Source organism: Ruminococcus sp. AM43-6, assembly GCF_003461785.1.
GTDB lineage: Bacteria > Bacillota > Clostridia > Oscillospirales > Ruminococcaceae > Hominimerdicola > Hominimerdicola aceti.
This window is the reverse complement of record NZ_QTXU01000012.1, coordinates 26,057-41,041: the sequence shown is the minus strand read 5'-3', so window position 1 is coordinate 41,041 and position 14,985 is coordinate 26,057. Positions and strand designations below refer to the sequence as shown.

The window sequence follows — 14,985 nt, the reverse complement described above, 5'->3', positions numbered from 1 at the left end:
AATAATACAGACAACGAAAGGAATTTAACTATGGGACTTATTAAGATGTTTACATCAGCAGTCGGCTCAACATTTGCCGATCAGGTAGTAGAGTACTTCAGATGTGAGGATATGTCAACTAAGATACTCTGTCAGCCGGCTACTCTTGTTAAGAGAGGAAAGACTGTGAACAACGGCACAGAGGGCGTTATCTCAAACGGTTCACGCTTTGACGTTGCGGTAAATCAGGCGGCTTTGCTTATCGAGAACGGCAGAGTACACGATTTTGTTATCGGTACACAGGAAACAGCAGGTCAGTATAAGTATGATTCAACTGTATCTCCGTCACTTCTTGGCGGCGGCTGGGGCGACCTTGGCGCTTCTATCAAGGAGATAGGCAGAAGATTTACAGCAGGCGGTCAGGCTATGAACACCATGCGTCTTATCTACATAAACCTCAGACCTCTGCCTGGAAACAAGATCGGTTTCGGCAAGATACCTTTCAGAGATGGCGAGATGAACCTCACTCTTAACGCACAGGGTCATGGTCAGTATGAGCTTCAGATCATAAACCCTATGAACTTCTATGAGAACGTTGTTCAGAACGTAAATAAGGTACTTACTGTTGACAGCCCTGACGGCGTGGCAGTTCTCGGCCAGCTTAAGGCTGACATGACACCTAAGTTCCAGAAGGCTCTTACAAGGATATCCGCTCAGAAAATACCATACGATCAGCTCGGTCTTTATCCTGATGAGCTTGCTGAAGCAATGAATGCAGAGCTTGAAGAAAAGTGGGCTACAAAGGGTGTTAAGATAACAAGCCTTGCTATTGAGCTGAACGTGGACGAAGAGTCAAAGCAGAGAATCGCAAAATTCCAGGAGGCAAAAACTGTTGGAAGTGATCCTTCAATGCTCTATGCTATGGACAGAATGTCTATCAACAAGGCAAGAGAGGCAGCGGCAAGCAACGCAAACGGTGTTATGGCAGGCTTTATGGGCATGGGCATGGCAGGCGGCATGATGGGTCAGCCAATGGACGCGACTATGTATCAGCAGCAGATGCAGCAGAACATGATGAATCAGCAGGCTGCACAGGCAGCTCCACAGCAGGCAGCTCCAGCAGCTGCACCAACACAGGCTGCACCTGAGAACGGCTGGACTTGTGCTTGCGGAACAACAAACACAGGAAAATTCTGTGCTAACTGCGGACAGCCTAAGCCTGAGCCAAAGCCGGCAGCAGACAGCTGGAAGTGTTCATGCGGCACAGAGAACACAGGAAAGTTCTGTGCAAACTGCGGTTCACCAAAGCCAGAGCAGCCGGTAGGCTGGACTTGCTCATGCGGAGCAGTGAACAAGGGCAAGTTCTGCGCTGAGTGCGGAAAGCCAAAGCCTGCATCAGAGCCGCTTTACAAGTGTGACAAATGCGGCTGGGAGCCTGAAGATCCGAAAAATCCTCCTAAGTTCTGCCCGGAATGTGGAGATCCATTTAACGATAACGATATTCAGAAATAATTCTTATAGTTATTTTGAGCCGTCCTGCGGAATGTGGGGCGGCTATTTTTTGTGGGGCGATGTTCGGAAATGTGTCGGTTTATATAGTTTGTTTACATATGAAATATTGAAATCATCACGGATATGTGATATAATATATAGCGTATGATATTTTATATGGGTCTTTACCGATATACTAAAAATTTTTCTGAAAGGACTTGATCTAAATGCTGTCAGATATCGAAATCGCAAAGCAGGCGAAAATGCTCAAAATTGGGGAGGTCGCTGCTAAGCTCGGCATCTCAGAAGATGAATATGAGCCTTATGGTCACTACAAGGCTAAGCTTTCTGAGTCGCTTTATGCTAAAACTAAAAATGATCCAGATGGTAAGCTTATTCTTGTTACCGCTATAAACCCTACGCCTGCAGGAGAGGGCAAGACCACTATTTCCGTTGGATTGGCTGAGTCTATGAACAAGATAGGCAAGAAAGCTATGCTCGCTCTGAGAGAGCCTTCACTGGGTCCTGTTTTTGGTATCAAGGGCGGTGCGGCTGGCGGCGGATACGCTCAGGTCGTTCCTATGGAAGACATCAATTTGCACTTCACAGGAGATATGCACGCTATAACTGCGGCTAACAACCTGCTCTGCGCCCTTATCGACAACCATATGCAGCAGGGAAACGAGCTTCACATTGACCAGAGAAGGATACTTTTCAAGCGCTGCCTTGACATGAATGACAGAGCGCTGAGAGATATCGTTATCGGTCTTGGCTCAAAGGTGAATGGTATTCCTAGAGAGGATTCTTTCCAGATAACTGTCGCTTCTGAGATAATGGCGATTCTTTGCCTCGCTTCCGATCTGGCTGACCTTAAGGCTAGAATTGAGAAGATACTCGTTGCTTACACAACTGACGGAAAGCCTGTTTATGCTAAGGATATAGGCGGTTGCGGTGCTATGACTGCTTTGCTGAAAGACGCTTTGAAGCCTAACCTTGTTCAGACGCTTGAGAACAATCCTGCTCTTATCCATGGCGGTCCATTCGCTAATATCGCTCACGGCTGTAACTCAGTAAGAGCCACAAAGCTTGCTTTGAAGCTTGCTGACTACACTATCACTGAGGCCGGCTTCGGCTCTGACCTTGGCGCAGAGAAATTCTTTGATATCAAGTGCAGATACGCTGGTCTTAAACCAAGTTGCGTAGTTCTGGTGGCTACTGTAAGGGCATTGAAATACAATGGCGGTGTTCCGAAAACTGAGCTTACTAACGAAAATGTTGAGGCTCTCGAAAAGGGTATCGTAAACCTGAAAACTCATATTGAGAATATGCACAAGTTCGGTGTGCCTGTAGTGGTGGCTATAAATAGATTCCATACTGATACTGAGGCTGAGCTGGCTGTTATCGAGAGAGTTTGCGGTGAAATGGGTGTTGAGTTCTCACTGGCTGAGATATTTGCTAAAGGCTCTGAGGGCGGTATCGACCTTGCGGAAAAGGTTTGCAAGACTATCGAAACAAAGCCGTCTGAGTTCAAGCCACTTTATGACGAGAAGCTCCCTATCAAGGATAAGCTTGATATACTTGCGAAAGAGATATATCGTGCAAACGGCGTGATCTATACAAAGCAGGCTGAAAAGGCTATAAAGGAGATTACTGACCTTGGATTCGGGGATATCCCTGCTTGCGTGGCTAAGACGCAGTATTCACTGTCTGACGACCCGACAAAGCTTGGAAAGCCTGAGAATTATGAGATAACAGTAAGAGATGTAAGGCTTTCAGCCGGTGCAGGATTTGTGGTAGCTTATACGGGCGATATTATGACAATGCCCGGTCTGCCTAAGAAGCCTGCGGCTTATAATATCGATTGCGATAATGAGGGCAATATCTACGGATTGTTCTAAGCCGTTTAAGTGAGGAGTGAGGAGTGAGGAATTGGCATAGCCGACCGAACAAGTCACTTTGATAGAGTAAATACCGAGCGGAGCGATTTTGCGGCGTGGCAAATGTAGGGGACGGCGCCCTCGACGTCCCGTTTTTGGGAGCGACGAGGTTTGAATTTATACAAACCATGTAGGCGACCAAGACGAGCGAACGCTGTTCGCCCCTAAACGATTTGTGCGATAAGATAATTTGTAGGTAAGCAGATAATAAGTCGGGTAAACAGGCGTGTTGAGATAGCAGAGTAAAATACATGAACCGAGGTGAGCGGCAGTGACAGATACAGCGGTGAAAAAGAGTACGGAAAGTGTGAAAATGCCTGAGAACGGCAAGAAAAAACATCTCTCTTGGCAGGTCATTGCCTGCGTTTGCCTTGTGGCAGTCAGCGTGGTGCTGAACGTGGTCGCCTGGAAAAGTACGGCGTTCTGCGACTGGTATACGGCTCACGTTTTTCCAATTTGGGAAAATACATATGGCAGGCTCACTTCGCTGTTGCCGTTTTCTTTCGGGGAATTGCTTATTGCGGTGGCAGTTTTCGGTATTCCGCTTTCGCTGGTGGCTATGCTGGTGCTTGTGATAGTCAGAAAAGGCAAGAGAAAGAAAACTGCAAAAAATTTCGGGCTTGTTTATATGTGGATAGTCACTTTTGTTGTGACGGTGCAGACCTTTAACTGCTTCGTTATTTATCATTGTTCAAGCTTTGCAGAGCTTAACGGCATACCCACTGAACAGCACACTAGGACGGAGCTTGAAGCTCTTGGCAACAAGCTTGTTACGGAGATAAATGCGCTTAGCAAAGAGGTGGAGCGTGACAGCGAGGGAAAATTCGTGCTGACCGCTGACCTTGACAAGACGGCTCAGGAGGCCATGCGTGGGCTTGGAAGCGAATTTAAAAACCTCGGGGGATTTTATGTCACTCCGAAAGCTATAAAATGCTCGTTCTTTATGAGCCAAATGGACCTTATGGGCATCTATTTCCCATTCTCTATGGAGGCGAACTACAATCAGGATATGTACAAGGCAAAACTTCCTGACACTGTTTGCCATGAGCTTGCTCATACGAAAGGCTACATTCAGGAGGACGAGGCGAACTTTATCGCCTTTATGGCGTGCGACAGATCGGATAATGCGGATTACCGCTATTCGGGCTATCTGGCGGCGCTTGGCGAGGTTAGAAACAAGATTTTTGACTACGCTTCTGACGATAAGAAGATAGAATTTGACAGCTCTATCTGCGACGAGGTGTGGGCTGATATGGAAGCAAACTGGGACTACTGGCGGAGCGTTGACGAGGCTAAGGACACTGTTTTCGACAGCGAGGCAGTGGGGGAGATATCTGACAAGGCAATGGAAAAATCTCTGAAGCTCAATGGCGTTGAGGACGGCAAGCAGTCCTATGGCAGAATGGTGGATCTTATGCTCAACTATTTTAAGAGCAAGGGTGAGCTGTGATGAAAATTCTTGCGGTCATTCTGTTTCTCGGGATAATGCTCAGTTCATGCGGAAACAAGGCGGACAGTGAAAGGCTCAATGATTCGGCTTTTACCACTACTGCGGAAAGCTCTGCAGTGGATAGTGACAGCATGGAAGTTGACGAAAGCTCGCAGGTCGGTGATGAGAGCGGTATTCAGAGCGACAGCTCGGAGGACGATATGAAGTGGCGGCTCTTTGAGGACACTTATAAGGAAACTGACAGTGGCAGGGCTGCGGAAAATTATGCTCACAACAAGGGCATAAAGATAGAGGGCTTTGTGAAATGCGGGCAGGAATATCCCCCTGTGTGCGATCTGATACTTGGCAAGAAGAGGTTCGCAGGGGTAGGCTGTGAGGTCATTGCGGCTTATAATTATCTCAAATACGAGGGCTTTGAGCCTGACATGGCAAAGCTTGCTTATGATTTTGAAAAGAATGCTCTTATTGCGGCGGACGGGTCGCTGGGGTCTAATCCTAGAAAAATAAGCGGTCTTTTTAAGGCAATGGGAGTGGGATACAAAAGATTTTATAAGGCTGAGGAGGCTCAGGCGGCTGTTGAAGAGGGCAAGCCTGTGATAGTTTCTTACCATATCGGGTTGAATATTTTCAGCGGTATCCACACGGTTTTCGCTGTTAAAGAGGAGGGCAGGCTGTATGTTTACAACTGCTACAATTCAGCGGCGGATAAGACAGAGGTGGAGAGCATTTATCAGCTTATGAATAAAAACAGCCTTTTTATTGTGGGCTACACGGAAGATGACGGTCAAATGAGGTGATAGGTTGACAAAGGTATACAAAACATCATCTGCGGCGGAAACTATCGCTTTGGGTGAGGAGATAGGCAGACGGCTGAAAGGCGGCGATCTTATCGCTTACAGCGGTGGTCTTGGTGCAGGAAAGACCACTATTACCAGGGGGATCTCCATTGGAATGGGACTTGGCGACGAGGTGACTTCGCCGACCTTTGCGTTGGTGAACGAATACCGTGTGGACAGGCTCAGCCTTATACACTTTGATATGTACCGCATAAATTCGGCGGACGATCTGGAAACTACAGGCTTTTTTGACTACATGGACGAAGACACTGTGCTTGCGGTGGAATGGTCGGAGAATATTGCTGAGGAGCTTCCTGAGGACGCTTTGAGGATAGATATTCAGCGCATTGACGAGGACAGCAGGGAGATAAGCATAACTGCACCTGAGGGAGATGATAGATTTGAAGATATTAGCTATTGACACAAGCGGAAAGGTCGCTTCAGTGGCGGTGACGGACGGAGAGAAGCTTCTTTGGGAGAAATCTGTATACACAAAGCTCACTCATTCCCAGGTGATATTGCCTATGGTGAAGCAGGCACTAGAGGAAACAGGGCTTACTTACGCTGACATTGATTGTGCGGCTATCGCAAAGGGTCCGGGGTCATACACCGGTCTTAGGATAGGCGTGGCGGCTATAAAGGGAATGTGCTTCGGCTGTGAGAGCTTAAAAAGCGCAGGAGTTTCCACTTTGCTTTCGCTGGCGTACAATTGCATAGATTTTGAGGGCAGGATAATTTCTGTTATGAGGGCAAGGCCTAAGATAGTTTACGCAGGCGATTTTGAGTGCAAAAACGGCGTTGTCACGAGGATATCCGCTGACAGAGTTTGCCCTGAGGAGGAAGTTTTTTCGGGAGAGTTTACTGAAAAGACAATGCTTGTGGGTGACTGTGCGACAGAGATAAAGGCGAAATATTTCGCTGACAACGAAAATGTTCAGCTTGCAAGCTATGTGAACAGGCTGCAGAGGGCTTCGTCACTGTGTCTTGCGGTGGAGGCTCAGCCTGAGATAATGGTTTCGGCGGACAGGCTGGAGGTATCATATTTGCAGGCTACAAAGGCAGAAAAGGATAAGGCACATAGGGATAAATAGGAGGAAATTAATATGAAAATTGCTATTGGATGTGACCATGCAGGTCCTGAGCTTAAGGCGGAGATATTGGCACATTTGGACGAAAAGGGTGTGGAATACACTGATTTTGGTATTCAGGCAGGAGAGAAAGTAGACTATCCTGACAAGGCAAAGGAAGTTTGCGAGAAAGTGGCTTCGGGCGAGTACGAAATGGGAATACTCATATGCGGAACTGGTATTGGAATGTCAATGAGTGCAAACAAGATAAAGGGAATAAGAGCGGCTTGCTGTTCGGATTATTTCTCTGCTAAGTATACAAGAGCGCATAATGACGCAAATGTGCTTTGTATTGGTGCGAGAGTGTTGGGTGCAGGCTTGGCTATCGAGCTGGTGGACGTTTTCCTTGAAACGGAGTTTGAGGGTGGCAGACATCAGAGGAGAGTGGATAAGATCTCTGAACTGGAGAAGTAGTGAGGAGTTAGGAGTGAGGAATGAGGAATTATGGTATCGCCTTGTGACGATGGATTTTTTCTGACTTTTTGCTTTATGGAGCAGGGCGGCTTGTTGTTGCCCTGCTTTTTTTATGGGTACAGAAACGGCTGACAAGCTTTTCGCCTGTCAGCCGTTTCTATATTGAGGTCTGTATTTTTAGGTAAAAACCGTAATGGCAAAAGGTTTTTATTAGATAGCGTCGAATGCTTCGCTGAGATCGTAGATGATATCGTCAATATGCTCTGTACCGATAGAAAGTCTGATAGTGTTTGGCTTGATACCCTGATCTGCAAGCTCTGCTTCGTTAAGCTCTGCGTGTGTTGTTGATGCTGGGTGGATAACCAGTGACTTAACGTCTGCTACGTTTGCGAGGAGCGAGAAGAGTTTCAGGTGGTCGATGAAGTTCTGAGCTGTCTTTGCGTCACCCTTTATCTCGAACGTGAAGATAGAACCACCGCCGTTAGGGAAATACTTCTTGTAAAGTGCCTGCTGGCTTGGATCGTCTGATACTGAAGGGTGATTTACCTTTTCTACCTTTGGGTGCTTGTTAAGGAAGTCAACTACCTTAAGTGCGTTCTCAACATGACGTTCAACTCTCAGGGACAGTGTTTCAAGACCCTGGAGGAAGATGAATGCGTGGATAGGTGAAAGTGTTGCACCTGTATCACGGAGAAGGATCGCACGGATACGAGTTACAAATGCTGCGCCGGGCGCTGCGTCTGCAAAGCTTACGCCGTGGTAGCTTGGGTTTGGTTCTGTGAGCTGTGGGAACTTGCCTGACTTCTTCCAGTCAAACTTGCCGCTTTCAACGATAACTCCGCCGATTGTTGTGCCGTGACCGCCGATAAATTTTGTTGCAGAATGGATAACGATATCTGCGCCGTACTCGATAGGTCTTACGAGATATGGAGTAGCGAATGTGCTGTCAACGAGAAGTGGGATATTGTGTGCGTGTGCGATATTTGCGATAGCTTCGATATCAACTACGTCTGAGTTAGGGTTGCCAAGAGTTTCGATATAGAGAGCCTTTGTGTTCTCCTTGATAGCCTTTTCAAAGTTAGCTGGGTCAAGCGGATCGACAAATGTTGTTGTGATGCCGTAATCAACAAGAGTGTGTGCAAGCAGGTTATATGTGCCGCCATAGATGTTCTTTGCAGCTACGATATGATCGCCTGCAAGGGCTACGTTCTCAATAGCGTATGTTACTGCTGCTGCGCCTGATGCAACTGCAAGAGCTGCTGTGCCACCCTCAAGAGCTGCGATACGTCTTTCAAAAACGTCCTCAGTTGGGTTTGTAAGTCTGCCGTAGATGTTGCCTGCGTCCTTAAGAGCGAATCTGTCAGCGGCATGCTGTGAGTTATGGAAAACGTATGATGATGTCTGATAAATAGGAACGGCTCTTGCGTCTGTTACAGAGTCTGCTGTTTCCTGACCAACGTGAAGCTGAAGTGTTTCAAATTTAAGATTTCTTTCGTTTATTGCGCTCATTTTAAATTACCTCTTTCATTAAATTGATGTTTTTTAAATCCGATAAAAATTTTTGTTACTGAACTTTATGCTGATTTTAACAGCAACACATACAGCACATACACATTCGTGAATCGTACGCTGTTTTCAGTTTCAGTATTTTTACACTCATTTTCAACGCCTCATTTCAAATTCATATTAATCCTAGTCGTTTAGTATGTTTTAGCGTATCTATACTATACCACACCCATAGAGGAATGTCAATAGGTTTAAGATGATTTTTCGCATTTTTGTGAAAACTGATATTAATTCTATCAATTTAGTAGGATTTAAGGGCAAAATGCACAAGGGGAAGTGAGAAATGAGGAATGAGGAATTGGCAAAGCTGAACAGAGTTGTGCTCAAGTACGAAGTAAAAGACAGCACCGAGCGGAGCGATTTTGCGGTGGTAGGAAGTTGCCCGAAATATTGTAGGGGGCGACGCCCTCGGTGTCCCGTTCGGAAGGGCAATGCCGTGTTTTCGCTGTTTGTTATTAAATTTGTATAAAACTATCGTTTACCGACGCCTTATAATTGTATACCGAAATAAATATTTTCGGTTGACAATAGGTTCGGTATGTGATACAATATTAATTGTCAAATAAAAAGTAAAGGATAGGTTTACAATGAATAACAATGCTAAAAACAAAACAAAACAAATAGTCGGTATCGGAGTTATGACGGCTATAATCGCTGTGCTTTCGCAGATAACTATTCCGCTTCCTACTCACGTTCCTGTTACGCTCCAGACTTTTGCTGTGGCTCTGGCAGGATATTTTCTCGGCTGGAAGGGCGGTGCTGTGTCTGCTCTGGTCTATGGTCTGCTGGGCGCTATCGGTGTGCCCGTGTTTGCAGGCTGGTCAGGCGGTTTCTCCGTTATCGTAGGGTATACAGGTGGATTCATTTACGGTTTTATCGTTATGGCTCTTCTTTGCGGTCTTGGCGCAAAATTCTGCTCTGACAAGATAAGCGGTAAGGTCATCGCTATCGTGCTTGGTATCGCAGGTCTTGCTTGCGACCACCTGCTCGGTGCTATCCAGTACGCTGTCGTTGCTAATATCTCTATTGGCAAGTCTATCCTTCTTGTTTCTGTTCCTTATCTTGTAAAGGACGTTATCTCTGTTGTTGCTGCTTACCTTATCAGCATCGAGCTTGTAAGCAGACTTGCAAAGACAGGTTGCTATGCTTACAAGAGAGCCTGAGCTTAGATTTCATCATCTGCTGTGCCTGCCGCTTTTTCAGGGAAAAGGCTACAGTGACGGTTTTTCGGTGAATATGCAGTCTGTGAAAGACAGATTGGAGAGCGAGGACACTGCGGTGCGGTTTGTGTGCAGCGGAGATATGATATGTCAGCACTGCCCAAACAGGACGGAGGACGGTTGTTTGCTTGACGGCTGTGGCGGAACGGTGGCACAGAAAGACAGCGAGGTTTGCAGACTTTCTGAGATAGAATGTCACTCAGTGGAGAATTATCGCAGTGCGCTGACAAGGCTGAGAAGCAAAATGGATAAAAAGGCATTTGATATACTATGCTCGGAATGTCGCTGGGCAAAGCTTGGTTTGTGCAGCTTTGAAAAGTGGCGTGAGGGCGTTGATGGATTGCTTTCTTCGTGACAGGTCACGTCTGTCATTTTTTTACACAAAAGTACAGCTCCTGAGAAGAAACTCGGGAGCTTTACATTTTTTTGCTTATTCTTCACTTGCCTGATATGCGGATAGGAATTTCTCGTAGATATCGGGATAATGTTTTTTTAGTCTTACAGGCTTAAGGTCGGAGGTGGTGAAGCAGTGGGAGGTGTGGGCAAGGCAGGCTGTTTTCTGAGTGGTAAGGTCAAAGACCTCGTAGTCAAGTTCATAGGCACAGCCGTTGAACTTTGACAGCTTACAGCGCACTTCAAACTCATCTCCGAAACGGACGGGATATTTATAGTGTGTTTCAACAGAGAGGACAGGGGAAACTATGCCTCTTGCCTCTATCTCGTGGAAAGGGCAGCCAAGCTGTTCCATAAGGTCAACACGGGCTTCCTCAAGCCAGCGGACGTAATTTGAATGGTGGATTATATCCATGCGGTCTGTTTCATAATAAAAGGCTTTTCTTTTGTATGGGGTAAGTGTCATTTTATGTCCTTCTTTCTGTGTGTTGTATGGGTGCGATAAAAATAGCGGGCGACCAATGGCCGCCCCTAATTGTTGCTGAGTTATTCAAGCCATATGAAGTTGTTATCGGTGTTCACAAAGTCCATATTATAAAGGAAAATGACCTTTGTTATACCGTTGTCTTTTACATACTCGCTGACGGTCTTATCCATGATGTGGTAATAACGCATATCTATCATTGTGATGTGCTTATACTTGTCGGCAAAGTATGGCATAACTGTGTTTGCGTAGCTGTCCTTTATAATAAGGACGTGTTCATCGCTTTCACCGTTTGTTTCTATTTCCGTGAGGGCAAAGTTTCCGCCCATGAATGTGGAGTATTTATCCTTTTTGGTCTTGAATGAATCGTCAAAAAGGGTGTCTGTTTGTTTGTTTTCTTCAACATAATTTACCTTTACGCTGTTGTCAGGGTTTGTGTAGAAGTGCATTTCGTCAGCAGCGGAGAAGTCTGTCGGGGCTTTTGAATAGAGTGTGCCATGAAAGTCCTTTACAGTTTCTATATTGTAGGATACCTGTGGGATCTCTTCATTCATGGCGGTCATAAGTGCGTCAAATCCCACTTTTGCTCCCTCGGCTGTCCAGTGGTGGTCGGTCTTATAGAAAACTTGCGTGGACTTTGCGGCGTCTTTGAGCTGGTCATATGGGAAGCAGAGGTTTATCCTGTCGCTGAGGATAGAGCTTATATACTTTTCGCTTTCAAGCTGATCGTCGGTCTGTGTGACCGCAGGGAGCTTGTCTGACATAACGGAAACTGCATTCGGCACAAGAAGAAAGCTTACGTCAACGGATTTATCGAGGCTGTCAGCAAAATCGTTAAGACAGCTTATATTTTTCTCGATAAGAGGTCTGTTTTCCTGATAGTCTTGGAGATAATAGCCGTCCTTGCCGAAATATACACCGTTCTGATAGTTTTTCAGAAGCGTGCGGTCGGTGACTGTTTTAAGACTCACAAGCTGGTCTTTCATGAATATCTGATCGGACATATAGCTTTCGATATCCGATGTGAACTCGCCTTTTTCAAGCTTTTTCCATGAAAATTCAGGGGCTTGCTGGAGATAGCGGTTCTCATTTTCGGAGAACTCACGATCCTCGGAAATAAAGCTTGCCACTGCAAAGCCGAATATGAACAGCAGAAAGCACACTATCATAATATAGTTTTTAAGTTGTTTTTTCATATCTGCCGTCCTCCTTTAAAATCTGAAATACAGGAACGGATTGAATGAATTACCTGCAAGGTAGGCGGTGGAAACTGCCAAAAGTGTTAATGCGAACAGCGGTTGGAGTATACAGCCGCATATCTCAGGACACTTGATCTGAAGCTTCAAGGCGAGCTTTTTAGGAAGCTGTGTTGAAGCTATCACAAGTATTACTATTGTTACTGCATACTGTGCGAGCCAGAACACTGTTTGGTGATTTATGAGAGGAAGTCCCCCTGCGCCGAACATATTTTTGAAGTTCTGTGTGAGCTTGCCGAAATCTTCATAGGAGAATATTCCCCAGCCTATGACTATAAAAAGAAGTGCGTAGAGGTGCTGGAAAAATGCAGGTATCTTTTTCAGGGCTTTGCCCAAGAAAAGCTTTTCACAGAGGAGTATCACACCGAAGTACACGCCCCATAGCATAAAGTTCCAGTTTGCACCGTGCCAGAAGCCTGTGAGAAACCATACTATCATGATGTTAAGGCACTGTCTTGCTTTGCCCTTGCGGTTACCGCCAAGTGGGATATAGACATAATCTCTGAACCAGCTTGAAAGTGACATATGCCAGCGTCTCCAGAAGTCTGTGATAGAGGTGGAGATGTAAGGGTAGTTGAAGTTCTCGAGGAAGTCAAAGCCGAACATTTTGCCAAGACCTATCGCCATATCGGAATAGCCTGAGAAGTCAAAGTATATTTGGAAGGTATAGGCTATTATGCCCAGCCAGCTTGCGGCAACGCTCAGTTCAGATTGTGCCGAGTTTGAGATAGTGTCGAAAAGCTCGCCGATAGTATTTGCGAGAATGACTTTTTTGCCAAGGCCTATGGAAAATCTCCACACGCCCTGTGCAAAATGCTCTATGCTCTCGTTACGCTTTTTGAGCTGTTCCGCAACGTCGATGTATCTTACGATAGGACCTGCGATAAGCTGTGGGAAAAGGGCAACATAGGTGGCAAGGTCAAGGAAGTTCTTCTGACTTCTTACTTCGCCCTTATAAACGTCGATAACGTATGAAAGGGTCTGGAAGCTGTAGAATGAGATACCAATAGGGAGGGCAAGACCCAAGGTCTTTATATGCGTGCCGAAAATGCTGTTTGCCGCACCGATGAAAAAGTCGGTATATTTAAAAAACAGAAGAAGCCCAATGTTCCACACAACCGCTCCTATCATTGCGATGAGCGGAGTGTATTTTTTTGCGTTTTTACGCTGTTTGTCTGCCAATAGTCCTGTTATATATGCAACGATAGTGGAAGCTATCATGAGGACGATATAAACAGGTTCGCCCCATGCGTAAAACACAAGGCTGAAGATAAACAGCACCAGATTGCGTGTTATGCGTGGGACGATATAATACGTTATCAGTACAATAGGCAGGAATGCGAACAGAAATGTTGTACTTGAAAAAAGCATATATTTATTACTCCTAGCCTATTATCTCTTTTGCTTTATCGTTATCGTTTGAAAGACAGAGGTAAACATAATTGCCGTTGGTTACAAGAACAGGGTCATTAAGCTTTGTCATTTCCTCAGGGACATAGTTTTCAAAAACCTTTTTCTGGCTTTCGACTCTTGCTGTAAGTGTATCTGCTATAGCCTTTGCACTGTCTGCGTCCTTGGCTTCAAAGCAGTCTATCTCCTCGGCTGTTCCACCTGACGAGCTTACATAGACCTTAGCCTTTGTATAGCTGTCTGTTGATATGCCGATTATCTTTTCTATCTTTGCTTCGTCAAGCTCTGCGAGCTCGTCCTTGAACTCTATGCCGTCCTTGAGCTTGTCAGCAACGGCTGTTACGTCAACGCTTTCGTTTGTCTGAGCGGCTGCCGCTGAATTTGCGGAGCTTGCTGTGCTGCTGTCGGAGCCTGAACCGCAGCCTGTAAGTGCTGCTGTGCCAATGCACATAACTGCCATAAGAGTGCAGAGTATCTTCTTTGTTTTCATAATTCTTATTTCCTTTCTTATGTGTTGTCGATTATATAGTTGAGCCACTTGTCGCAGTATTCGCTCATAAGGTGTATTCCGTCTGAGGAGGCTTCCTCCGGAAGAGTGCCGTCTGCGCCTGCTACAGCGGAGGTACAGTCAAGGTAATTTATACCTGTCTGCTGTGCCACCTCTGAGATAGCCTGATTGAATGTGGCTACATTTGTGTTATTTATGGCGTCGCCCTGCAAGCTTCTTGAAGCTGTTACAGGGAGGATAGATTCAGCATAGATAACAGCGTCAGGCTGTATCTCCTGAATTTTTGTGATAAGCTGTGTATAACAATCCTTGAAGGTGTCGATATAAGGCCAGCCAAGCTCGTTAGTGCCGAGGTTTATATACACTCTGCCATATTGTCTTTCTCCAAGAGCGTCGATAACAGTGCCTGCATTGCCGTTTGAGAGGGTGATGTTCTGTTCTGTCATAACGGTGTCGATGTGCATTCCCACAGAGCAAAGGAATGTTGCTTTTGGCTTATCGCAGTTGTTTTGCAGACCAACTGTTCGTGAGTCGCCTATGAAAACTGCGTCGGAAAGGTCGTCGGCGTCATCATGGGTAACTGAGCTGTCAGTAAGGCTTTCATCTATGCCGCTCTCATCGACCATGCTTTCTGCCTGAGAAGAGCTGTCTGCATTGCTCTCGGAGCTTTCGCTCTCTCCCACGGAGCTTGAAGCTGACATCTTCTTTGCTTCCACAGCCCTGCTGTTGCCGCTTCCTGCATGGAAGCCCCATATTGCCGCAAATGCTATGCACACAAGACAACTCAATGACACTATGCTTTGCTGTGCTGTGGCTCTTTTTTTTCTTATATTTTTCAAATTGCTACCGTGTTGGCTCTCCATTATACTACCTCTTATATTATCTCTCCTGACCTGCAAAAATGCAGATCCGTT

At 45.9% G+C, this 14,985-nt stretch carries 15 protein-coding genes; 9 read left to right on the top strand and 6 right to left on the bottom strand.

Features of this window, described 5'->3' with window-relative positions; all coding sequences use genetic code 11:
• The first annotated feature begins 30 nt into the window (after positions 1-30).
• From DW938_RS08100 to rpiB, 7 genes are all read left to right on the top strand, one after another.
• Positions 31-1,491, top strand: coding sequence for an SPFH domain-containing protein (locus tag DW938_RS08100; RefSeq protein ID WP_118124451.1), 1,461 nt, complete (start codon positions 31-33; stop codon positions 1,489-1,491).
• A gap of 206 nt (positions 1,492-1,697) precedes the next feature.
• On the top strand, positions 1,698-3,368 hold the full coding sequence (locus DW938_RS08095) for a formate--tetrahydrofolate ligase (protein ID WP_118124450.1): 1,671 nt from the start codon (positions 1,698-1,700) through the stop codon (positions 3,366-3,368).
• 310 nt (positions 3,369-3,678) lie between these two features.
• Positions 3,679-4,857, top strand: a complete 1,179-nt coding sequence (locus DW938_RS08090) for a DUF3810 domain-containing protein (protein WP_242992453.1) — start codon at positions 3,679-3,681, stop codon at positions 4,855-4,857.
• Positions 4,857-5,654 carry a hypothetical protein gene (locus DW938_RS08085; protein WP_118124449.1) on the top strand — a complete coding sequence of 266 codons (798 nt, stop codon included), beginning with the start codon at positions 4,857-4,859 and terminating at the stop codon, positions 5,652-5,654. The genes DW938_RS08090 and DW938_RS08085 overlap by 1 nt, the downstream gene beginning before the upstream one ends.
• A 4-nt stretch (positions 5,655-5,658) precedes the next feature.
• Positions 5,659-6,114, top strand: a complete 456-nt coding sequence (gene tsaE / locus DW938_RS08080; RefSeq protein ID WP_118124448.1) for a tRNA (adenosine(37)-N6)-threonylcarbamoyltransferase complex ATPase subunit type 1 TsaE — start codon at positions 5,659-5,661, stop codon at positions 6,112-6,114.
• A complete protein-coding gene (gene tsaB, locus DW938_RS08075; protein ID WP_118124447.1) occupies positions 6,095-6,784 on the top strand; it encodes a tRNA (adenosine(37)-N6)-threonylcarbamoyltransferase complex dimerization subunit type 1 TsaB in 690 nt (229 codons plus the stop codon). The genes tsaE and tsaB overlap by 20 nt, the downstream gene beginning before the upstream one ends.
• Before the next feature lie 12 nt (positions 6,785-6,796).
• Complete coding sequence (gene rpiB / locus DW938_RS08070; RefSeq protein WP_022287992.1) at positions 6,797-7,234, top strand: ribose 5-phosphate isomerase B; 438 nt, start codon at positions 6,797-6,799, stop codon at positions 7,232-7,234.
• 210 nt (positions 7,235-7,444) lie between these two features.
• Here rpiB and DW938_RS08065 read toward each other — a convergent pair whose 3' ends face one another.
• A complete protein-coding gene (locus DW938_RS08065) occupies positions 7,445-8,743 on the bottom strand; it encodes an O-acetylhomoserine aminocarboxypropyltransferase/cysteine synthase family protein (protein ID WP_022287991.1) in 1,299 nt (432 codons plus the stop codon).
• A 644-nt stretch (positions 8,744-9,387) separates the two neighbouring features.
• Between DW938_RS08065 and DW938_RS08060 the strand changes: the two genes are divergently transcribed.
• Together DW938_RS08060 and DW938_RS08055 are read left to right on the top strand one after the other, a co-directional pair.
• The gene (locus tag DW938_RS08060; RefSeq protein ID WP_118124446.1) at positions 9,388-9,963 is read left to right on the top strand and encodes a biotin transporter BioY; all 576 of its coding nucleotides are present in this window, start codon (positions 9,388-9,390) and stop codon (positions 9,961-9,963) included.
• Positions 9,944-10,375, top strand: coding sequence for a DUF1284 domain-containing protein (locus tag DW938_RS08055; protein WP_051706313.1), 432 nt, complete (start codon positions 9,944-9,946; stop codon positions 10,373-10,375). Before DW938_RS08060 ends, DW938_RS08055 begins: the two co-directional genes overlap by 20 nt.
• A 75-nt stretch (positions 10,376-10,450) precedes the next feature.
• On the opposite strand, the gene DW938_RS08050 is transcribed toward DW938_RS08055, so the two are convergent.
• The 5 genes from DW938_RS08050 to DW938_RS08030 form a co-directional block, all read right to left on the bottom strand.
• Entirely contained in the window at positions 10,451-10,879 is a 429-nt protein-coding gene (locus tag DW938_RS08050; RefSeq protein ID WP_038670708.1) for a thioesterase family protein, read from the bottom strand.
• Between the two features lie 80 nt (positions 10,880-10,959).
• Complete coding sequence (locus tag DW938_RS08045; RefSeq protein WP_118124445.1) at positions 10,960-12,093, bottom strand: DHHW family protein; 1,134 nt, start codon at positions 12,091-12,093, stop codon at positions 10,960-10,962.
• 15 nt (positions 12,094-12,108) lie between these two features.
• The gene (locus DW938_RS08040; RefSeq protein WP_118124444.1) at positions 12,109-13,524 is read right to left on the bottom strand and encodes an MBOAT family protein; all 1,416 of its coding nucleotides are present in this window, start codon (positions 13,522-13,524) and stop codon (positions 12,109-12,111) included.
• A 13-nt stretch (positions 13,525-13,537) separates the two neighbouring features.
• Positions 13,538-14,053 carry a DUF4358 domain-containing protein gene (locus tag DW938_RS08035; protein WP_118124443.1) on the bottom strand — a complete coding sequence of 172 codons (516 nt, stop codon included), beginning with the start codon at positions 14,051-14,053 and terminating at the stop codon, positions 13,538-13,540.
• A gap of 17 nt (positions 14,054-14,070) precedes the next feature.
• Positions 14,071-14,934: a GDSL-type esterase/lipase family protein gene (locus DW938_RS08030; protein ID WP_118124442.1), complete on the bottom strand. Its 864-nt coding sequence runs from the start codon at positions 14,932-14,934 to the stop codon at positions 14,071-14,073.
• Between the last annotated feature and the right edge of the window lie 51 nt (positions 14,935-14,985).

Coding starts and splice junctions, on each gene's coding strand:
- DW938_RS08050 (WP_038670708.1), bottom strand. CDS start 10,879: ATGACACTTACCCCATACAAAAGAAAAGCCTTTTATTATGAAACAGAC.
- DW938_RS08030 (WP_118124442.1), bottom strand. CDS start 14,934: ATGGAGAGCCAACACGGTAGCAATTTGAAAAATATAAGAAAAAAAAGA.
- rpiB (WP_022287992.1), top strand. CDS start 6,797: ATGAAAATTGCTATTGGATGTGACCATGCAGGTCCTGAGCTTAAGGCG.
- DW938_RS08085 (WP_118124449.1), top strand. CDS start 4,857: ATGAAAATTCTTGCGGTCATTCTGTTTCTCGGGATAATGCTCAGTTCA.
- DW938_RS08055 (WP_051706313.1), top strand. CDS start 9,944: ATGCTTACAAGAGAGCCTGAGCTTAGATTTCATCATCTGCTGTGCCTG.
- DW938_RS08035 (WP_118124443.1), bottom strand. CDS start 14,053: ATGAAAACAAAGAAGATACTCTGCACTCTTATGGCAGTTATGTGCATT.
- DW938_RS08065 (WP_022287991.1), bottom strand. CDS start 8,743: ATGAGCGCAATAAACGAAAGAAATCTTAAATTTGAAACACTTCAGCTT.
- DW938_RS08040 (WP_118124444.1), bottom strand. CDS start 13,524: ATGCTTTTTTCAAGTACAACATTTCTGTTCGCATTCCTGCCTATTGTA.
- DW938_RS08095 (WP_118124450.1), top strand. CDS start 1,698: ATGCTGTCAGATATCGAAATCGCAAAGCAGGCGAAAATGCTCAAAATT.
- DW938_RS08100 (WP_118124451.1), top strand. CDS start 31: ATGGGACTTATTAAGATGTTTACATCAGCAGTCGGCTCAACATTTGCC.
- DW938_RS08060 (WP_118124446.1), top strand. CDS start 9,388: ATGAATAACAATGCTAAAAACAAAACAAAACAAATAGTCGGTATCGGA.
- DW938_RS08045 (WP_118124445.1), bottom strand. CDS start 12,093: ATGAAAAAACAACTTAAAAACTATATTATGATAGTGTGCTTTCTGCTG.